The sequence below is a fragment of the Pseudomonas sp. CH235 genome (assembly GCF_004368175.1).
Taxonomy (GTDB): Bacteria; Pseudomonadota; Gammaproteobacteria; order Pseudomonadales; family Pseudomonadaceae; genus Aquipseudomonas; species Aquipseudomonas paraglycinae.
Window position 1 is genome coordinate 44,537 of the sequence record NZ_RRZJ01000025.1, and the last position, 17,177, is coordinate 61,713.

General features: G+C 62.6%; 19 protein-coding genes. 10 read left to right on the forward strand and 9 right to left on the reverse strand.

The genetic code is table 11. From position 1 onward, the window contains the following. Positions 1-5: 5 nt before the first annotated feature. The 3 genes from EIY71_RS21945 to EIY71_RS21955 all read right to left on the reverse strand — a co-directional run bounded on the left by EIY71_RS21945 (position 6) and on the right by EIY71_RS21955 (position 1,893). Entirely contained in the window at positions 6-1,220 is a 1,215-nt protein-coding gene (locus tag EIY71_RS21945; protein ID WP_134023077.1) for a cytochrome c biogenesis protein DipZ, read from the reverse strand. A gap of 77 nt (positions 1,221-1,297) precedes the next feature. Beyond that, a complete protein-coding gene (locus tag EIY71_RS21950; protein ID WP_129974012.1) occupies positions 1,298-1,594 on the reverse strand; it encodes a hypothetical protein in 297 nt (98 codons plus the stop codon). A 29-nt stretch (positions 1,595-1,623) separates the two neighbouring features. Then, positions 1,624-1,893, reverse strand: a complete 270-nt coding sequence (locus EIY71_RS21955) for a DUF2790 domain-containing protein (protein ID WP_007956290.1) — start codon at positions 1,891-1,893, stop codon at positions 1,624-1,626. A gap of 305 nt (positions 1,894-2,198) precedes the next feature. Between EIY71_RS21955 and EIY71_RS21960 the strand changes: the two genes are divergently transcribed. Together EIY71_RS21960 and EIY71_RS21965 are read left to right on the forward strand one after the other, a co-directional pair. Next, a complete protein-coding gene (locus EIY71_RS21960; protein ID WP_011333526.1) occupies positions 2,199-2,939 on the forward strand; it encodes a response regulator in 741 nt (246 codons plus the stop codon). Beyond that, the gene (locus tag EIY71_RS21965; RefSeq protein WP_134023079.1) at positions 2,936-4,243 is read left to right on the forward strand and encodes an ATP-binding protein; all 1,308 of its coding nucleotides are present in this window, start codon (positions 2,936-2,938) and stop codon (positions 4,241-4,243) included. The genes EIY71_RS21960 and EIY71_RS21965 overlap by 4 nt, the downstream gene beginning before the upstream one ends. 59 nt (positions 4,244-4,302) lie before the next feature. Here EIY71_RS21965 and EIY71_RS21970 read toward each other — a convergent pair whose 3' ends face one another. After that, the gene (locus EIY71_RS21970) at positions 4,303-5,052 is read right to left on the reverse strand and encodes a DUF2063 domain-containing protein (RefSeq protein ID WP_134023081.1); all 750 of its coding nucleotides are present in this window, start codon (positions 5,050-5,052) and stop codon (positions 4,303-4,305) included. Further along, positions 5,045-5,884, reverse strand: coding sequence for a DUF692 domain-containing protein (locus EIY71_RS21975; protein WP_134023083.1), 840 nt, complete (start codon positions 5,882-5,884; stop codon positions 5,045-5,047). Before EIY71_RS21975 ends, EIY71_RS21970 begins: the two co-directional genes overlap by 8 nt. A 342-nt stretch (positions 5,885-6,226) precedes the next feature. On the opposite strand from EIY71_RS21975, the gene EIY71_RS21980 reads away from it, so the two are divergent. Next, complete coding sequence (locus tag EIY71_RS21980; protein WP_134023085.1) at positions 6,227-7,273, forward strand: class I SAM-dependent methyltransferase; 1,047 nt, start codon at positions 6,227-6,229, stop codon at positions 7,271-7,273. 81 nt (positions 7,274-7,354) lie between these two features. Next, positions 7,355-8,197 (forward strand): NAD-dependent protein deacetylase, encoded by an 843-nt coding sequence (locus tag EIY71_RS21985; RefSeq protein ID WP_134023087.1) that lies wholly within the window; start codon positions 7,355-7,357, stop codon positions 8,195-8,197. A 10-nt stretch (positions 8,198-8,207) separates the two neighbouring features. Here the strand turns inward: EIY71_RS21985 and EIY71_RS21990 are convergent, their stop codons facing one another. Continuing rightward, positions 8,208-9,086, reverse strand: coding sequence for a LysR family transcriptional regulator (locus EIY71_RS21990; RefSeq protein ID WP_102718641.1), 879 nt, complete (start codon positions 9,084-9,086; stop codon positions 8,208-8,210). Positions 9,087-9,370: 284 nt separating this feature from the next. Between EIY71_RS21990 and EIY71_RS21995 the strand changes: the two genes are divergently transcribed. The 3 genes from EIY71_RS21995 to EIY71_RS22005 are packed head-to-tail and all read left to right on the forward strand — an operon-like array spanning position 9,371 to position 11,952. Then, the gene (locus tag EIY71_RS21995; RefSeq protein WP_064382369.1) at positions 9,371-10,069 is read left to right on the forward strand and encodes a CoA transferase subunit A; all 699 of its coding nucleotides are present in this window, start codon (positions 9,371-9,373) and stop codon (positions 10,067-10,069) included. 24 nt (positions 10,070-10,093) lie between these two features. Then, positions 10,094-10,759 (forward strand): CoA transferase subunit B, encoded by a 666-nt coding sequence (locus EIY71_RS22000; protein WP_011333516.1) that lies wholly within the window; start codon positions 10,094-10,096, stop codon positions 10,757-10,759. Between the two features lie 11 nt (positions 10,760-10,770). After that, the gene (locus EIY71_RS22005; RefSeq protein WP_129974020.1) at positions 10,771-11,952 is read left to right on the forward strand and encodes an acetyl-CoA C-acetyltransferase; all 1,182 of its coding nucleotides are present in this window, start codon (positions 10,771-10,773) and stop codon (positions 11,950-11,952) included. Between the two features lie 106 nt (positions 11,953-12,058). On the opposite strand, the gene EIY71_RS22010 is transcribed toward EIY71_RS22005, so the two are convergent. Beyond that, positions 12,059-12,661, reverse strand: coding sequence for an NADPH-dependent F420 reductase (locus EIY71_RS22010; protein ID WP_129974021.1), 603 nt, complete (start codon positions 12,659-12,661; stop codon positions 12,059-12,061). A gap of 115 nt (positions 12,662-12,776) precedes the next feature. On the opposite strand from EIY71_RS22010, the gene EIY71_RS22015 reads away from it, so the two are divergent. Beyond that, entirely contained in the window at positions 12,777-13,670 is an 894-nt protein-coding gene (locus EIY71_RS22015; protein WP_134023101.1) for a LysR family transcriptional regulator, read from the forward strand. Here the strand turns inward: EIY71_RS22015 and EIY71_RS22020 are convergent. Continuing rightward, positions 13,667-14,986, reverse strand: a complete 1,320-nt coding sequence (locus EIY71_RS22020; RefSeq protein WP_129974022.1) for an Nramp family divalent metal transporter — start codon at positions 14,984-14,986, stop codon at positions 13,667-13,669. The genes EIY71_RS22015 and EIY71_RS22020 overlap by 4 nt on opposite strands. Positions 14,987-15,062: 76 nt before the next feature. Further along, positions 15,063-15,602, reverse strand: a complete 540-nt coding sequence (locus tag EIY71_RS22025; RefSeq protein WP_129974023.1) for a chalcone isomerase family protein — start codon at positions 15,600-15,602, stop codon at positions 15,063-15,065. A 147-nt stretch (positions 15,603-15,749) separates the two neighbouring features. Here EIY71_RS22025 and EIY71_RS22030 point away from each other — a divergent pair, with 147 nt between their 5' ends. Together EIY71_RS22030 and EIY71_RS22035 are read left to right on the forward strand one after the other, a co-directional pair. Beyond that, positions 15,750-16,523: a hypothetical protein gene (locus EIY71_RS22030; protein WP_134023089.1), complete on the forward strand. Its 774-nt coding sequence runs from the start codon at positions 15,750-15,752 to the stop codon at positions 16,521-16,523. Between the two features lie 86 nt (positions 16,524-16,609). Next, a complete protein-coding gene (locus EIY71_RS22035) occupies positions 16,610-17,176 on the forward strand; it encodes a hypothetical protein (protein WP_102688459.1) in 567 nt (188 codons plus the stop codon). Position 17,177: the final 1 nt, after the last annotated feature.

Below are 17,177 nucleotides of genomic sequence, written 5' to 3' on the forward strand. Positions count from 1 at the left end.
GCGGTTTACGCAGCCGGTGCCTTGGCCTCTTTGAGCAGTTGCTGAATCATCTGCTCCTGCGCCTGGTAACTGCCTTCGCCAAAGTGGGTGTAACGCACCTGCCCCTTGGCGTCGACCAGGTAATGCGCCGGCCAGTACTGGTTATCGAAGTTGCGCCAGATCGCGTAGTTGTTGTCGATGGCCACCGGGTAGGTGATGCCGAGCTTGTGCACCTGATCCTTGACGTTGTCGATGATCCGCTCGTAGCCGTATTCCGGGGTGTGCACACCGATCACCACCAGACCGTCCTTGCCGTACTTCTTCTCCCACTCTTTGACGTACGGCAGGGTGTGCTGGCAGTTGATGCAGTCATACGTCCAGAAGTCCACCAGCACCACTTTGCCGCGCAGGGACTCAGCGGTCAGTTCCGGCGAGTTCAGCCATTGCACCGCGCCGGACAGCGACGGCATCGCGCCTTTGCTCGCCTCGTCTTCGGTCGAGTCCGCACGGACTTTGCTGACGAAGTAGTCCACCACCTTCGGCACGTTTTCCAGCACGCTTTTCTCGACCGACGCCACGCCTTGGGACGAGGTGTTGGCCAGCAGCAGGTTGTCAGCACCGGTGGCGATCACCGCCGCCGTCGCCAGCACCGCAACACCCGCGCCGCGGCGGAACCAGCCAGTGAAAGGAATCGACGGTTTCAGTCGGTTGACCAGGCCGCGACCGGCGAAGATCAGCGTCCCCAGCGACAGCGCACTGCCCGCACCGTAGGCCAGCAGCAACAGGCTGGTCTGGGCGTTGGCGCCTTGCAGCATGGCACCCGTGAGGATCACGCCGAGGATCGGACCGGCGCACGGCGCCCACAGCAGACCGGTGGCGACACCGATCATGATCGACGCCATCGGGCCGGTCTTTTTCCGGCTGTCCGGGTCGAGGCGATTGCCCAGCAGCACGAAGGGCCGGGCCAGCCAGTCACCGATACGGGCGGAAATCAGCGACAGCGCAAACAGCACCATCACCGCCAGCGCAATGTGGCGACCGGTGTTGCTGGCCTCGATCACCCACTCGCTGCTGACCACCGCCAGACTGGAGATCAGGGCAAAGGTCAGGGCCATGCCGCCGAGGGTCAGCAGGATCGAAGAACGAGTGCGGTCGGCACCGGCGAACAGAAACGGCACCACCGGCAGAATGCACGGACTGAGGACAGTCAACAGACCGCCCAGGAAAGCGATGAGAAACATGAGGTTCACCTTTTGAATGAGGGATGGTCTGTTGACTGGATCGGGGGCCGCCCGTTACGGGCAGCCCCCTTCAATCCTCAAGCCGTCTGGTTGTCCAGCCATTGGCTTTGCGGCGTGCGGCTGGCACCGTTCTCGGCCAGTGTCTGGCCCTGTGGCGTGCGGCTGGAACCGTCGGCAGCCAGTGTTTGGCCTTGTGGTGTGCGGCTGGTGCCGTCGGCGGCGATCAGGCCGTCGCTGCCCGGCTTGGCCACCGGAGCCAGTTGGAAGCAGGTGCTGCTGCCACAGCTGTTCTGTTCGACGGCAGCGTTGGCATGGGCCGCAACGCCGGCGAGGGAGAAGGCAACAGCGGTCAGATAGCGCGATACGTTGTTCATGGCGATGTTCCTTTTATAGAGGTGGGTAATCAGTTGTCTTCGTTGCAGCCGTCGGCGAATTTGCGGTAGTCGAGCACCTGGGTCTTGCCGGCCGAGTCGAGGTAGGTCAGGCGGGCGTCGACGATGCCGCAGGTCATCGAGTTGTCCTGTTTCAGCGACACGACTTTCTGGATATCCAGGTGGCTGCCGTAGGAGTAGGTTTGCGGGGTGACATCGGCTTCGGCGCGGGCCGACAGGGTGCAGATGTTCAAAGCGGCAAACAGGCAAGCGGCAGCGATCGATTTGGTCTTGGTGTTCATGGCGTTTTCCTCGGGCTTCAATGGTTGAATCGTTGAGTGGGCCGAGGCGTTCTGTGTGTGCCTCGATGGAGCTCATTTAAAGCTCGCGAGGTATCGCGCATGTGTCGGCAAATGCCGTGTATAAATCGCTACGTATCCGCACGCGCCCGGGATACACAGCGATACAAAACCCTGTAAAAATCCGCTTTTTGCGTCGGCGTGTATCCGTCACAGCGCTGGATACACTGCAATACAAAGGCAGGCAGGCGGCCTCGCGCAGGCTCGATAGACTGCCCGGCAATCCCCTTTGATTGAGGTTTGGCCCCATGGAACATGTCGATCACATCCTGATCGTCGACGACGACCGCGAGATTCGCGAACTGGTCGGCAATTACCTGAAGAAGAACGGCCTGCGCACCACGGTGGTTGCCGATGGCCGGCAGATGCGCAGTTTTCTGGAAGCCAATACCGTCGACCTGATCGTGCTCGACATCATGATGCCCGGCGACGATGGTCTGCTGCTGTGCCGCGAATTGCGCTCGGGCAAACACAAGGCCACACCGATCCTGATGCTGACCGCGCGCAATGATGAAACCGACCGCATCCTCGGCCTGGAAATGGGCGCCGACGACTACCTGACCAAACCCTTCGCCGCCCGCGAACTGTTGGCGCGGATCAATGCCGTGCTGCGCCGCACCCGGATGCTGCCGCCGAACCTGGTGGTCACCGAAAGCGGTCGGCTGCTGGCGTTCGGTCGCTGGCAGCTCGACACATCGGCTCGGCATCTGCTGGACAAGGACGGCACCATGGTCGCGCTGAGTGGCGCGGAATACCGTCTGTTGCGCGTGTTCCTCGACCATCCGCAACGGGTGTTGAGCCGCGATCAATTGCTGAATCTGACCCAGGGCCGCGACGCCGATCTGTTCGACCGCTCCATCGATCTGCTGGTCAGCCGTCTGCGCCAGCGCCTGCTGGATGACGCCCGTGAACCGGCCTACATCAAGACCGTGCGCAGCGAAGGCTATGTGTTCTCGCTGCCGGTCGAAGTCCTCGGAGCCCCCGCATGAATCTCGCCCTGCGCTGGCCGCGCACCCTCGCCTCCCGCTTGTCGCTGATTTTCCTGATCGGCCTGATCCTCGCTCAGGCGCTGTCGTTCGGCGCGCAATATTACGAGCGCTACGAAAGCGCGAAAAACACCATGCTCGGCAACCTCGAAACCGACGTTTCGACCTCGATTGCCATCCTCGACCGACTGCCCGCCGAAGAACGCCCAATGTGGCTCAAACGCCTGGCTCGCAAGAATTACGGCTATCTGCTGAGCGAAGGCGAACCGGGCACACCGCTGGATCCGCAGGACGTGCCGATTGCCGTCACCTCGATCACCGACGCAATTGGCGAGGCCTATCCGCTGACCTTCACCGATATTCCCGGCCCGAAAAAACACTTTCAGGGCCACCTGCGCCTGAGCGACGGCAGCCCGGTGACCATCGATGTGCGCCCGTCGATGGTGCCGCTGTCGCCATGGCTGCCGGTGGTGTTGCTCGGGCAACTGGCGCTGATGCTCGCCTGCACCTGGCTGGCGGTGCGCATCGCCATCCGCCCCCTCACCCGCCTCGCCAACGCCGTGGAAACCCTCGACCCCAACGCTCACCCGATCAACCTCGACGAAAAAGGCCCGAACGAAGTGGCCTACGCCGCCCGCGCCTTCAACTCGATGCAGGCGCGCATCGCCGCGTACCTGAAAGAGCGCATGCAACTGCTGGCGGCGATCTCTCATGACCTGCAAACCCCGATCACCCGCATGAAACTGCGGGCGGAGTTCATGGACGATTCGGCCGAGAAAGACAAACTGTGGAACGACCTCGGCGAGATGGAACATCTGGTGCGCGAAGGTGTGGCCTACGCCCGCAGCATCCACGGTTCGACCGAGGAAAGCCGGCGCACCAATCTGGATTCGTTCCTCGACAGCCTGGTGTTCGACTATCAGGACATGGGCAAGGAAGTGCAGTTGAGCGGCAAGAGTGAGGCGGTCATCGACACCCGCCCCCACGCGTTGCGCCGGGTGCTGGTCAACCTGACCGACAACGCGCTGAAGTTCGCCGGCGCTGCCGAGCTGCTGATTCAACGCGATAAGAACAGCCTGTCGATCAAGGTCATGGATCGCGGCCCGGGCATCGCCGAAGAAGAACTGGCCCAGGTGATGGAGCCGTTCTACCGCGTGGAGAACTCGCGCAACCGCAGCACGGGAGGCACCGGGCTGGGGCTGGCGATTGCCCAGCAACTGGCACTGGCGCTGGGCGGTTCGCTGACGCTGAGCAATCGCGAAGGTGGCGGGTTGTGTGCGGAGCTGAAATTGCCGCTACAGGCCTGAACCAACAAAAAGCCCTGTGGGAGCCAATGCTCTCACAGGGCTTTTTGTTGTCGGTGAGATCAGTTGATGCCGATCACTCCGTCCTCATGCAGTTGCTGCAACAACGCCAGACCGCTGTCCATGAATGACACTGTTTCCGGCAACCCCGCCTCCAACGCCAACCCTTGCAGTTGCTCACGACCATTGAGCAACGGGAACTCCTCGATCCGCTGCAACAACCGCCACGCCAGCGGGCTCAGCTCGGAAAACTTCACACTGAAATCTACCGCACGCCGTACCAGCAACAACGTTGGCTGGGCCGGTGGTGTAGACGGTTGATGGTCAGGGCTGAGGATTTGCACCGGCCAGGTGTACGCCAACGGCCAGGCCAGTGCCGAAACCTGCAACGGCCGATCCAGCAAGTGCGCCGGATCGCTCGCCGGCAAGGCTTCGGCGTCGGACTGCTGCAACACCATTTCCACCCATTCGTAATGCGCCAGCTCCACCAGAAACGCCGGCCAGTCGCCCTCGCTCAACACGGCAGGTTCCGAGGCGAGGTAGCCGACAAACTCCTCGGCGATCTCACCGAATTTCGGCGTCTGCGCGCGGTAGTCCCGCAGGAAGCCGCGGATCAACATGCGCCAGCGTTCCTGACCGATGATCCGGATCAGCACCGGAAATGTGCTGCCCAGCAGTTGCGAGACATTGTTGAACACCAGATCGCGATAGACATTGACCCGCGCCGCGTTCATGTCGGCGGGTGGCGCTTCATGTTCTGGATCGCGCAAATAGCGGGTCAGGGCCTGTTGTTGCAGCAGAAGATTATCCACGCGGGCCTCCTTCGGCTTGCAGGCGGCGGATGGTTTGCAGTTCGGCCACCAGTTCAGAGAACGCGGGGAAATTGAAATCCCGCTCCAGCAAGGTCGGCTGCGCGCCGAATCGGGCATAAGCGTCGACCAGCAACGACCAGACCACCGGTTTGACCGAGGCGCCATGGGTGTCGATCTTCAGTGTGTCGGACTCGTCGAAATGCCCGGCCACGTGCATCCCGACCACCCGGCCCGGCTCGATGGCGGCCAGGAACGTCTGCGGATCGAAACCGTGGTTGATCGAGTTGACGTAGACGTTGTTCACGTCGAGAAGCAAGTCGCAATCGGCCTCGCGCAGCACGGCGTTGGTGAAGGTCACTTCGTCCATGTCCTGGCGAGGCGCGGCGTAGTAGGAAACGTTTTCCACCGCCAGTCGCCGACCGAGGATGTCCTGGGCCTGGCGGATCCGTGCGGCGACGTGGTGCACCGCCTCTTCGGTGAACGGCAACGGCAGCAGGTCGTAGAGGTGACCGTCGTCGCTGCAATAGCTCAGGTGTTCGCTGTACAGCGGTACTTTGTGATGATCGAGGAAGGTCCGCACTTCCCGGAGGAAAACGACGTCCAGCGGCGCCGAGCCACCGAGCGACAACGACAGTCCGTGACAGGACAAGGGATATCGCTCGGCCAGCTCACGCAACGCGGCGCCATGAGCGCCGCCGACGCCGATCCAGTTTTCCGGGGCGACTTCCAGAAAGTCGAAATCGCCGGTGCGAGCGGCTTGCAGGTCTTTCATCAGGCCGCGACGCAGGCCGAGCCCGACACTGGCCTGCAAGGTGGGGTGGGGAGTCTGCATGGGCAAGGTCTCTGCTGAGGAGCCGCCGGGGGCGGCGACTGACAGGCTCAGTTAAACCGGCGGGTGTATCGCGGCTGTGTGGGTAATGCGGGGGAAGTGGCGGGATTTGTATCGGCGGCGGGTCTGTACACAGAGGGATACAGACACCGTCGCGATACACAACCCGAAATCCCCGCAGCCCGCTCCCGCCGGCGCCAACAGCGGCTAGACTCAATCAGTACCCAGTCGAGGGGGACGCAGGACAGCAGTGTCGCCCTGCCCGTTTCCACGACCACCGCCCGGTGGTGAATGCCTCGACCCCCAACGCCACCGGACTGTGATCCTGTCAAAGGAGCACATGAAATGGACGAGGCCAGACTCAACGAATTCATGGGCAAACTGGTCAACGACATGGGCGGCGCGGCGATGCTGGCCAATGTCATTGTCGGCGAAGAACTCGGCCTGTACCGGGCCATGGCCGACAGCCAGCCGATCAGCCCCGAATCCCTCGCTGCAAAAACCACCTGCAACCCGCGACTGGTGCGCGAATGGCTGAGCGCCCACGCGGCGTCCGGCTACATGGAACACCACGACGGCAAATTCCGCCTGCCGGAAGAACAGGCGCTGGCCCTGGCCAAGGAGGATTCGCCGGTGTACGTGGCCGGCGGCCTCGGGGTGGTGGCGTCGTTTTTCCATGACAAGGACAAACTGGTCAAGGCCATGCGCGGCAACGGCGCCCTGCCCTGGGGCGATCACCATCCGTGCATGTTCACCGGCACCGAGCGCTTCTTTCGTCCCGGCTACAAGGGGCATTTGATCGCCGAGTGGCTGCCGGCGCTGGACGGCGTGGTTGCCAAACTCGAAGAAGGTGCCAAGGTCGCCGACATCGGCTGCGGTCACGGTGCGTCCACGGTGATCATGGCCCAGGCGTATCCCAACTCGCGGTTCGTCGGCTTCGACTATCACGCGCCTTCGATCACCGTCGCCACCCAACGGGCCGAAGAAGGCGGTGTCAGCAATCGCGCGCGGTTCTTCCAGGGCACGGCGAAAAGCTACCCCGGCGATGACTATGACCTGATCTGCTATTTCGACTGCCTGCACGACATGGGCGATCCGGTCGGTGCGGCAAAGCATGCGTTTAAATCCTTGAAAGACGACGGCACGGTACTGCTGGTCGAACCGTTTGCCAACGACACCCTGGACGAAAACATCACGCCGGTCGGGCGCTTGTTCTATGCCGCGTCGACGTTCATCTGCACGCCAAACTCGCTGTCCCAGGAAGTAGGACTCGGTCTCGGCGCGCAGGCGGGCGAGTCGCGCTTGCGCAAGGTGTTTACCGAAGCGGGGTTCAAACACTTCCGGCGTGCGACGCAGACGCCGTTCAACCTGATTCTGGAGGCTCGCAAATAACCTCGGGCAGCGGACGCCTCTGAAAAGAGGTGTCCGTCGGTGCTAACCTGCAAGGCACTTACAGCCTGCGGAGCGCTGATCATGCTCGACCGTCCCCTCCCCGACCCGCTCGACTCTCTGCAACAAATCATGGCCGATGGCGACTTCATTGTGCTGACCGGCGCCGGCATCAGCACGCCGTCGGGCATCCCGGACTACCGCGACACCGACGGCGTACGCCGTGGCCGGCAGCCGATGATGTACCAGGAATTCCTCGCCGCCCCGGAATCGCGTCGGCGCTACTGGGCCCGGGCCATGCTCGGCTGGCCGCGCGTGCGCCAGGCACGGCCGAACGCGGCCCATGAGGCGTTGGCCAGTCTGCAAAGCCAAGGGCGGATTGGCGGCCTGATTACCCAGAATGTCGACACCCTGCACGATCAGGCCGGCAGTCACGACGTCATCGAACTGCACGGCAGCCTGCACCGGGTTCTGTGTCTGGATTGCGGTCAGCGCAGCGAGCGGGATTCGATTCAGCAATTGATGGAAACGCAGAACCCGTATCTGGCCGGCGTCGATGCCGTGCAGGCGCCGGACGGCGACACTCTGCTCGATCCGGCCTTCGAGGCGCGCTTCCAGGTGCCGCACTGCCCGCATTGCGCAGGCGAACGGATGAAACCGGACGTGGTGTTTTTTGGCGAGAACGTGGCGCAGCCGACAGCAGCGCGGGCCATGGCGCTGGCGGAAAATGCCGCCGGGATGCTGGTGGTGGGTTCGTCGTTGATGGCGTATTCGGCGTTTCGCCTGTGCCGGGTGATTGCGGATCGGGGCAAGCCGCTGATTGCGATCAATCTGGGGAAGACGCGGGCGGATGAGTTGCTGGATTTGAAGATTGAAGCGTCCTGCGAACAGCTATTGCCGCTACTGACTCAACGCCTGACTTCGTGATTTCCCAAAGTCAGTGCTCAGCCTTCAGAATGTCAAAAAGCGCCTGCGCCGCCGCCGACAGTTCATTCCCCGGATCCGTCAGCACGCCTATCGCCCGCTCAACCACGGGCTCGTGCAAGGTCAGGCAATGCGCGCCCAACTCGCGCATCTGCCCGGCACACAACGCCGGCACCGCACTGACGCCTAGCCCACTCGCCACCATGCGCCCGACTGTCGCCAGTTGATGGCTTTCAAATTCCACCGGCAGTTTCATGCCCCGGGCCTGCAAGTGTTCCTCCAGCATCACCCGAACCGTGGACGGTCGTTGCAGGGTGATGAACGGTTCCTGCAGCAAGGTCTGCCAATCAATGTCGCTACGGTCGGCCAGCGACGAATCCTGCGGCACGACGGCGACAAAGCGATCGCGGTAAAGCGGCGTGAACGTCAGCGAAGTGCTCTGCATCGGCTCGAACGCCACGCCGAGTTCGACCTGACGATCGCGCACCATTTCCAGCACTTGCTCGTTGATCACGTCGTTGACTGTCACGTTGACGTTTGGATAGCGCGCGCGGAAGGTCTTGAGGATCGGCGGCAGCAGGTTACCGGCAAACGACGGCATCGCCGCCAGCGTCACCCGCCCACGCTGCAGGCTGAAGCGCTGGCGCATTTCGTCTTCGGCGTTGTCCCAGTCGGCGATCAGGCGCCGGGCCAGCGGCAGCAGCGATTCGCCCTCCGGGGTCAGCGCCACGTTGCGCGTGTTGCGGCTGAACAGGCGCCCGCCCAGACCTTCTTCCAGCGCCTTGATGGTCAGGCTCAGCGCCGATTGAGACAGGTGCAGGCGCTCGCAGGCCACGGCAAAGCTCAGGCTCTGGGCCACGGCGAGAAAAGCGCGGATCTGCTTGATGGTCATGAACGATTCACTCAAGGGACTAAGCTGAACACCTCATTGATCGTTCCCACGTCGAGGCGTCGAACCGTCCGCGTGGTAACGCAGCCCGTGACGCTCCGCGTCACTGGGACGCGGAGCGTCCCTAGAGGCATTCCCACGCAGAGCGTGGGAACGATCAACGAGGTCAATTATTGAGCTTTATCAATCAATCAACCTTAAAAATCAACTTAACAAATATATCCTTCAGCGCGACACTCCAGTCATTCGGCTAGCCAGCCGCCCGACAAACAATAAAAGAGGTGCATATGGCAGGTTTCGACAAGCGCGTGTATTCCTACGAGGAAGCCATGGCAGGTCTTGAAGACGGCATGACCGTGATCGCCGGCGGCTTCGGCCTGTGCGGCATCCCGGAAAACCTGATCGCCGAGATCAAGCGCAAGGGCACCCGCGACCTCACCGTCGTCTCCAACAACTGCGGCGTTGATGGCTTCGGCCTCGGCGTGCTGCTGACCGACCGCCAGATCAGCAAGGTGGTCGCCTCCTACGTCGGCGAAAACAAACTGTTCGAAGAGCAACTGCTCAAAGGCGACATCGAAGTCGTCCTGACCCCGCAAGGCACCCTCGCCGAAAAAATGCGCGCAGGCGGTGCCGGCATCCCGGCCTTCTTTACCGCCACCGGCGTCGGCACTCCGGTCGCCGAAGGCAAGGAAGTGCGTGAGTTCCACGGTCGCAAGTACCTGATGGAAGAGTCCATCACCGGCGACTTCGCCATCGTCAAAGGCTGGAAAGCCGACCATTTCGGCAACGTCATCTACCGCCACACCGCCCAGAATTTCAACCCGCTGGCCGCTACCGCCGGCAAGATCACCGTGGTCGAAGTCGAAGAAATCGTCGAACCCGGCGAACTGGATCCGTCGCAGATCCACACCCCCGGCATCTACGTCGACCGGGTCATTTGCGGCACGTTCGAAAAACGCATCGAACAACGCACCATCCGCAAATAATCCAGGCTGACGGAGAACAAGAACATGGCACTTACCCGCGAACAAATGGCTCAACGCGTCGCCCGCGAAATGCAGGACGGCTACTACGTGAACCTCGGTATCGGCATTCCGACCCTGGTCGCCAACTACATCCCCGAAGGCATGGAAGTCATGCTGCAATCGGAAAACGGCCTGCTCGGCATGGGGCCTTTCCCGACTGAAGACACCATCGACGCCGACATGATCAATGCCGGCAAACAGACCGTAACCGCCCGTATCGGCGCGTCGATCTTCAACTCCGCCGAGTCCTTCGCGATGATCCGCGGCGGCCACGTCGACCTGACCGTGCTCGGCGCCTTCGAAGTCGACGTGCAAGGCAACATCGCCTCGTGGATGATCCCCGGCAAACTGGTCAAGGGCATGGGCGGCGCGATGGACCTGGTGGCCGGCGCCGACAACATCATCGTCATCATGACCCACGCGTCCAAGGACGGTGAGTCCAAGTTGCTGAGCCAGTGCAGCCTGCCGCTGACCGGCGCCGGTTGCATCAAGCGCGTCCTGACTGACCTTGCGTACCTGGAAATCGAAAATGGCGCTTTTGTCCTCAAGGAACGCGCACCTGGCGTCAGCGTCGAGGAAATCGTCGCCAAAACCGCAGGTAAACTGATCGTCCCGGATCACGTACCGGAAATGCAGTTCGCTGCCGAGTGAGGAATTCGAAAATGCAAGACGTCGTCATTGTTGCTGCCACGCGTACCGCGATCGGCAGTTTCCAGGGATCGCTGGCCACCGTCTCCGCCGTGGATCTGGGCGCAGCGGTCATCCGCCAGTTGCTTGAGCAGACCGGTCTGGACGGTGCTCAGGTCGATGAAGTGATCATGGGCCAGGTACTGACCGCCGGCGCCGGCCAGAACCCGGCGCGCCAGTCGGCGATCAAGGCCGGTCTGCCCCACGCCGTGCCGGCCATGACCCTGAACAAGGTCTGCGGCTCGGGTCTCAAGGCCCTGCACCTCGGTGCACAGGCGATCCGCTGCGGCGACGCGGACGTGATCATCGCCGGTGGCCAGGAAAACATGAGCCTGGCCAACTACGTCATGCCGGGCGCGCGCACCGGTCTGCGCATGGGGCACGCGCAAATCGTCGACACCATGATCAGCGATGGCCTGTGGGATGCGTTCAACAATTACCACATGGGTATCACCGCCGAGAATCTGGTCGAGAAATACGAGATCAGCCGCGAGCAGCAGGACGCCTTCGCCGCTGCGTCGCAACAGAAAGCCGCCGCTGCCATCGAGGCCGGTCGTTTTGTCGATGAGATCACCCCGATCCTGATCCCGCAGCGCAAAGGCGATCCGGTGGCGTTCAAGGTCGACGAGCAGCCACGCGGCGACACCACCGCCGAATCCCTGGCCAAGCTGCGTCCGGCCTTCAAGAAGGACGGCAGCGTCACCGCCGGCAACGCTTCGTCGCTGAACGACGGCGCGGCCGCCGTGATCCTGATGAGCGCCGAAAAAGCCAAGGCCCTGGGCCTGCCGGTGCTGGCGAAAATCGCCGCCTACGCCAACGCGGGCGTCGATCCGGCGATCATGGGCATCGGCCCGGTGTCCGCCACTCGCCGCTGCCTGGACAAGGCCGGCTGGAACATCGGCCAGCTGGATCTGATCGAAGCCAACGAAGCCTTCGCCGCGCAATCGCTGGCGGTGGCCAAGGATCTGCAATGGGATCTGGACAAGGTCAACGTGAATGGCGGCGCCATCGCCCTCGGTCACCCGATCGGTGCATCGGGCTGCCGCGTGCTGGTGACCCTGCTCCACGAAATGATCAAGCGTGATGCGAAAAAGGGTCTCGCGACCCTGTGCATCGGCGGCGGTCAGGGCGTGGCCCTGGCACTGGAACGCGCTTAAGCGCAAAAGAGGTTCAACAGCGGGCGGCGGATCCACGACATCCACTGCCCGTTGGCAACAAACCCGGTACGACTCACGTCGCACCGGGTATTTTTTTGCCCGGTCGTCAGCCAAATTTCACCAGATTCAGCACCGGCAAGGGCCCGCCCGGGAACTGCACCAGTCGCGCACCCACGCTCAACTCGCCCAGATCGATACCGAAGAAGCCGAGCTGATCGATCAGCGCTCCCACCTCAGCCTTGGCCTGCGCATCATCGCCGGACAGGAACAGAACACGCTTGCCCCCCTCCGACGCCGGATCCGCTTCCAGCAAACGCGCCAGCAAGTGGTTGAACGCCTTGACCACCCGCGCGCCCGGCACCCATTCGGCGAACACTTCGCTGGACGGCCGCCCCTGCAAATCCACCGGTTTGAACGATGGCGCTTCAATCGAATTGTTGGCGTCGATAACGATCCGTCCACCGAAGTCCGGGAGCCCGGCCAGTGCGGCCGGCAGTTTCGACCAGTTCACCGCGACCAGCACGATGTCTTGAGCCGCTGCTTCTTCACGGGTAACGGCACGGGCAGTCGGGCCGAGTTCCGCGACCAGCTCGGCCAGGGTCTCCGGCCCGCGACTGTTGGCGATGACCAACGGGATGCCCTGACGCGACAAGGCTTTGGCAAACGCTGAACCGATGGCGCCAGCGCCGATGATTCCGATAGTGCTCATGGTGTTCTCCTCAAAGTGGGGGTAAGACTCGAAACGAATCTTGCGCTTGCCATTCCCACTTGATTAGCCGGTAATGTCTTGAATGATCTTCAAGCATCGCTATCAGGTCGAACCTATGGAAACCCTTGCCAATCTGGAATCTTTCGTCCGCAGCGCCGAGACCGGCAGCTTCTCCGCCGCCGCACGGTTGCTGGCGCTGACCCCGGCGGCGGTCAGTCGCAACGTGGCCATTCTTGAACGCAACCTCGGCGTGCGGCTGTTTCAACGCTCGACCCACAAGCTGTCGTTGACCGAGGCAGGTGAAGGTTTTCTGGCGAGCATCGGCGGCAACCTCGACGCCTTGCAGGCAGCGATTGCGACGGTGGCGACCGAGCGCGGCGAGCCGGCAGGCGTGCTCAAGATCAGCCTGCCGCCGACGTTCGGCATCGATCACATGCTGCCGCTGCTGCCGGAGTTTCTGGCGCGCTATCCGCTGATTCGCCCGGAATGGCACTTCGAGAATCGTCAGGTGGATCTGATCGCCGAGGGCTACGACGTGGCGATTGGTGGCGGCTTCGAACTGACGCCCGGCGTGGTCGCCCGGCCATTGTCGTCCGCCGAAGTGCTGGCGGTGGCGTCGCCGACGTATCTGGCCGGCCGCACACTGCCGCGACATCCGGCTGATCTCGCCGATCACCACGGCATCGTCATGCGCGGCCTGCGCACCGGGCGCCTGCGCCAATGGCAGATGCACAACGAAGCCGGCGAACAGGCCAGCGCCCTGCTCAACCCGAACATCGTCCTGAATGACCCGATGGCCATGCGCACCGCGGCGTTGTTGGGTCTGGGCGTGACGATGCTGGTGCTGCCCGATGTCAGTGCGCAGATCGAACGCGGTGAACTGGTGCGACTGTTGCCCGACTGGCAATGCGATGCCGGCGCGATTTCGCTGTACTACCCCAGCCGCACTTTGCTGCCGGCCAAGACCCGGGTGTTCATTGATTTTGTGGTGGAAGCGTTTGGCCGTTAGGCCGCCAGCTGCAGAATCAACCAGGCATTCGCCCCGCTGATCACCACAAACAATCCCCACGCGAGCACCTTGGTCGGCAACCGGTTCACAAACGGCCCCATCAGTTGCTTGTCGTTGGTCATGCGAATCAGCGGATACAGCGCAAACGGCAATTGCAGGCTCAGCACCACCTGACTCAGCACCAGCAACTTGCCCACCGCGCCGTCGCCCATCAGCCACACGCCGATGAATGCCGGGATCAGCGCCAGCCCACGGGTGATCAGGCGTCGTTGCCAGCAGGGAATCCGCAGGTTCAGATAGCCTTCCATGATCACTTGCCCGGCGATGGTGCCGGTGAAGGTTGAGCTCTGCCCCGACGCCAGCAGCGCCACGCCGAACAGCACACTGGCCAGCGCGCCGCCCACCAGTGGATCGAGCAAGTGATAGGCGTCCTGGATGTCGACCACGTCGGTGTGCCCGGACTGATGAAAAGCGGCCGCCGCGAGTATCAGGATCGCCGCGTTGACCAGCAACGCCAGCGCCAGCGAACCGATGGTGTCGATGCGCGCCAGTTTCACCGCATCCTGCTTGCTGGCCAGATCCTTGCCGATCAGCCGCGTCTGCACGATCGAGGTGTGCAGGTACAGGTTGTGTGGCATCACCGTGGCACCGAGGATGCCGATAGCCAGGTACAACGGCGCAGCATCGCTGATCGCCGACAGCGACGGTGTGAAGCCTTGGGCGACATCCGGCCAGTACGGTTTGATCAGCAGCAACTCGACAAAGAAGCACGCGCCGATGGTGCCCACCAGCACCAGCATGATCGCCTCCAGCCGGCGGAAACCGCGGTTTTGCAGGGCCAGCACCAGCAACGTATCGAATGCGGTCAGGGCGATGCCGAACGTCAGCGAACAACCCAGTAACAGGTGAAACGCCAGCGCGCAGCCGAGCACTTCCGCAAGGTCGGTAGCGATGATCGAGATTTCCGCCAGCACCCATTGCAGCCGCGCCGTCGGGGTGCTGTAGCGTTCGCGGGACAGCTGCGCCAGATCGCGCCCGGTGGCGATGCCCAGCCGCGAGCACAGGCATTGCACAACCATGCCCGCCAGGCTCGCCAGCAATACCACGAACAACAGGCTGTAACCGAAGCGCGAACCGGCCTCGATGGCGGTGGCCCAGTTGCCCGGGTCCATGTAGCCGATCGACACCAGCAAACCGGGGCCGGCAAAGCGCAGCACGCGTTTGAAGAACGAGGCGTTGGGATCGACCGGAACACTGCCGGCCACTTCCGGCGGGCAGAACGGCGCCGTAGCGATTTTGGGCAAGCTGAATTTCACGCACACATCCAGAAACAAGTCGAAAGACGCAGCTTAGACGTTTCAGTCGGTGCGCCCAAGCGCAGATGTGCTGCGATCAGGGTTTGGCAGTACCCAGCAGTTGCTGGCGCAGTTCGGGATTGCGCGTGCGTGGATCCAGCCAGATATTGAAAAAAGCCTGGGCGAACAGAGGGTCATTGATCTCGTGCTGCAACTGTTGGCCAACAAAAAACCGCGCGCCCTGCCCTGGCAGATACACCCCGGTGATCCGCGTGCCGGCCTGCACGTCGACGAACGATTGCTGCATCTGGGCCTGCCACACCGCCAGTTGCGCAGGATTGATGGAGGCGCCTGCCAGGCGTTTGATCTCGTCGACGCTGGCCTTGACCAAATCTTCGCGGGACACGCTACGCCGATAGATCAGCTCCAGGGCGAAGGGCTGACCATCGGCCAATGGACGCGCGGCGCTCCACAACCGGGCGTTGTAAACGTCGAAACCGAACACGCTGAAATCGCCGGTGCCGATGATCTGCGCGCCGGGCACCGCGTCCTGCCAACTGGCCCAGGTGGGTGTCAGCAACAACGCCCACAAGCCGATCCCGCAGCATCCACGCAACAACTTCGGTGTATTGCTCATCGCGGTATCGACTCCGGTAAACCCTGATACTCAGAGCATAGTCGGCTATTGCGCTCGTCATTTTGTATACATGTTTTGCATGCATATACAGCAATCCGTGAACCACAGTGCTAACGTGGCCCTTATTGACCCGAAGGAGACACCTGCGTGCTGATCCTCAAACTGCTGCTGATTCCCGGTTTCCTGCTGCTGATTTCCCTCGCGGGCAAGCGTTGGGGCCCCAGCGTCGCCGGGTGGCTGTCGGGGTTGCCAGTGGTGGTCGGGCCGATTCTGTTTTTCCTCGCCATCGAGCAAGGCCCGGCGTTTGCCGCGCAATCGGCGGTGGCGGCGCTGTCGGCCATGTTTGCGATGATCGCGTTTTGCATCACTTACGCGCAGGTGGCGCAGCGGGCGAGCTGGCCGCTGGCGTTGGTGGTTTCTTTATCGGTCTGGGCCGTGCTGGCGTTGATCCTGTCGCTGATACCGGCCTCTCTGCCCTTCTCGATTGCCGCCGCTGCAACTGCCCTGCTTGCCGCGCCATACCTGTTTCCCAAGGTGCAACCGGTGGTAAGTGGCCCGGCGCCGAAGTCGGACAAACTGGTCTGGCGGATGATCGCCGGGGCCGCGCTCACGCTGGTGGTGACGATGCAGGCCAGCACCGTCGGCGAGCGCTGGAGCGGTCTGCTCGCGGTGTTCCCGGTGCTCGGCAGCGTGATGGCGGTGTTTTCCCAGCAGACCCGTGGCCCGGCGTTTACCGCCGCGTTGTTGCGGGCGACAGCGACGGGGATGTATTCGTTTTCGGCGTTTTGTCTGGTGCTGGCGCTGACGGTTCCCAATCTGGGTTTCGGCGGTTTCGTGGTGGCCGTGGCCGTTTCGGTGGCGATGCTGGGCGTCACCCGGCAGTTGCTGGCCAAACCCGCGCCGGCACCGTCGCCGAACTGAACCCGCCCGGACAAACCGCTCTGGAGTGCCGGGTGTGCTCCGTGGGATGATCGCCGCCCAAGCGCGACCATCCCTCGGAGATTCGAATGTCATTGCTTAGCAAGAAAGCCGTCGTCCTGTTGTTGGCGGCGGTGGCCGGTTTCGGTGCCATCAATGCTCAGGCAGCCAAAGCCAAAGAGAAGGCTGTCACCGAGAAAGTCTCGATGCTCGACGGCAAATTCAGTTTTGTCCTGCCCAAGGGCTTTGTCGGCGACCCGCTGCCGGCCGGGCCGACCGGTGCGAAGGGCACCATGTACAGCAACGACGCCACCAAGACTGTGGTCATCGTCGCCGAAAACCAGATTCCCGAAGGCAACAACGTCAAGGACAACGACAGTACGTTCCTCGACGGCACCGTCTCCGATTTCATCGACGCCCAACGCAAGGCCCTGCCGGACTTCAACAAGCTCAGCGAAAAGAGCCTGACCCAGAAAGGTAACGGCCTGGGCTTGCGTCAGGTCGACAGCACCGCCACCCAGGGCGGCGGCCAGACTCTCAACACCACGTTGCTGGCCGGTTCCGGCACGCGTATGGCGCTGGTCCAGGTGATTTCCCGAGCCAGCGACAAGAGCGGTCACGAGGCACTGGTGAAAACCATCCTCAAGGAAAAGTGAT

What these genes read in the sequence shown, in the direction of transcription:
- EIY71_RS21945 (WP_134023077.1), bottom strand. Translation starts at nt 1,220, where the DNA reads ATGTTTCTCATCGCTTTCCTGGGCGGTCTGTTGACTGTCCTCAGTCCG.
- EIY71_RS21950 (WP_129974012.1), bottom strand. Translation starts at nt 1,594, where the DNA reads ATGAACAACGTATCGCGCTATCTGACCGCTGTTGCCTTCTCCCTCGCC.
- EIY71_RS21955 (WP_007956290.1), bottom strand. Translation starts at nt 1,893, where the DNA reads ATGAACACCAAGACCAAATCGATCGCTGCCGCTTGCCTGTTTGCCGCT.
- EIY71_RS21960 (WP_011333526.1), top strand. Translation starts at nt 2,199, where the DNA reads ATGGAACATGTCGATCACATCCTGATCGTCGACGACGACCGCGAGATT.
- EIY71_RS21965 (WP_134023079.1), top strand. Translation starts at nt 2,936, where the DNA reads ATGAATCTCGCCCTGCGCTGGCCGCGCACCCTCGCCTCCCGCTTGTCG.
- EIY71_RS21975 (WP_134023083.1), bottom strand. Translation starts at nt 5,884, where the DNA reads ATGCAGACTCCCCACCCCACCTTGCAGGCCAGTGTCGGGCTCGGCCTG.
- EIY71_RS21980 (WP_134023085.1), top strand. Translation starts at nt 6,227, where the DNA reads ATGGACGAGGCCAGACTCAACGAATTCATGGGCAAACTGGTCAACGAC.
- EIY71_RS21985 (WP_134023087.1), top strand. Translation starts at nt 7,355, where the DNA reads ATGCTCGACCGTCCCCTCCCCGACCCGCTCGACTCTCTGCAACAAATC.
- EIY71_RS21990 (WP_102718641.1), bottom strand. Translation starts at nt 9,086, where the DNA reads ATGACCATCAAGCAGATCCGCGCTTTTCTCGCCGTGGCCCAGAGCCTG.
- EIY71_RS21995 (WP_064382369.1), top strand. Translation starts at nt 9,371, where the DNA reads ATGGCAGGTTTCGACAAGCGCGTGTATTCCTACGAGGAAGCCATGGCA.
- EIY71_RS22000 (WP_011333516.1), top strand. Translation starts at nt 10,094, where the DNA reads ATGGCACTTACCCGCGAACAAATGGCTCAACGCGTCGCCCGCGAAATG.
- EIY71_RS22005 (WP_129974020.1), top strand. Translation starts at nt 10,771, where the DNA reads ATGCAAGACGTCGTCATTGTTGCTGCCACGCGTACCGCGATCGGCAGT.
- EIY71_RS22010 (WP_129974021.1), bottom strand. Translation starts at nt 12,661, where the DNA reads ATGAGCACTATCGGAATCATCGGCGCTGGCGCCATCGGTTCAGCGTTT.
- EIY71_RS22015 (WP_134023101.1), top strand. Translation starts at nt 12,777, where the DNA reads ATGGAAACCCTTGCCAATCTGGAATCTTTCGTCCGCAGCGCCGAGACC.
- EIY71_RS22025 (WP_129974023.1), bottom strand. Translation starts at nt 15,602, where the DNA reads ATGAGCAATACACCGAAGTTGTTGCGTGGATGCTGCGGGATCGGCTTG.
- EIY71_RS22035 (WP_102688459.1), top strand. Translation starts at nt 16,610, where the DNA reads ATGTCATTGCTTAGCAAGAAAGCCGTCGTCCTGTTGTTGGCGGCGGTG.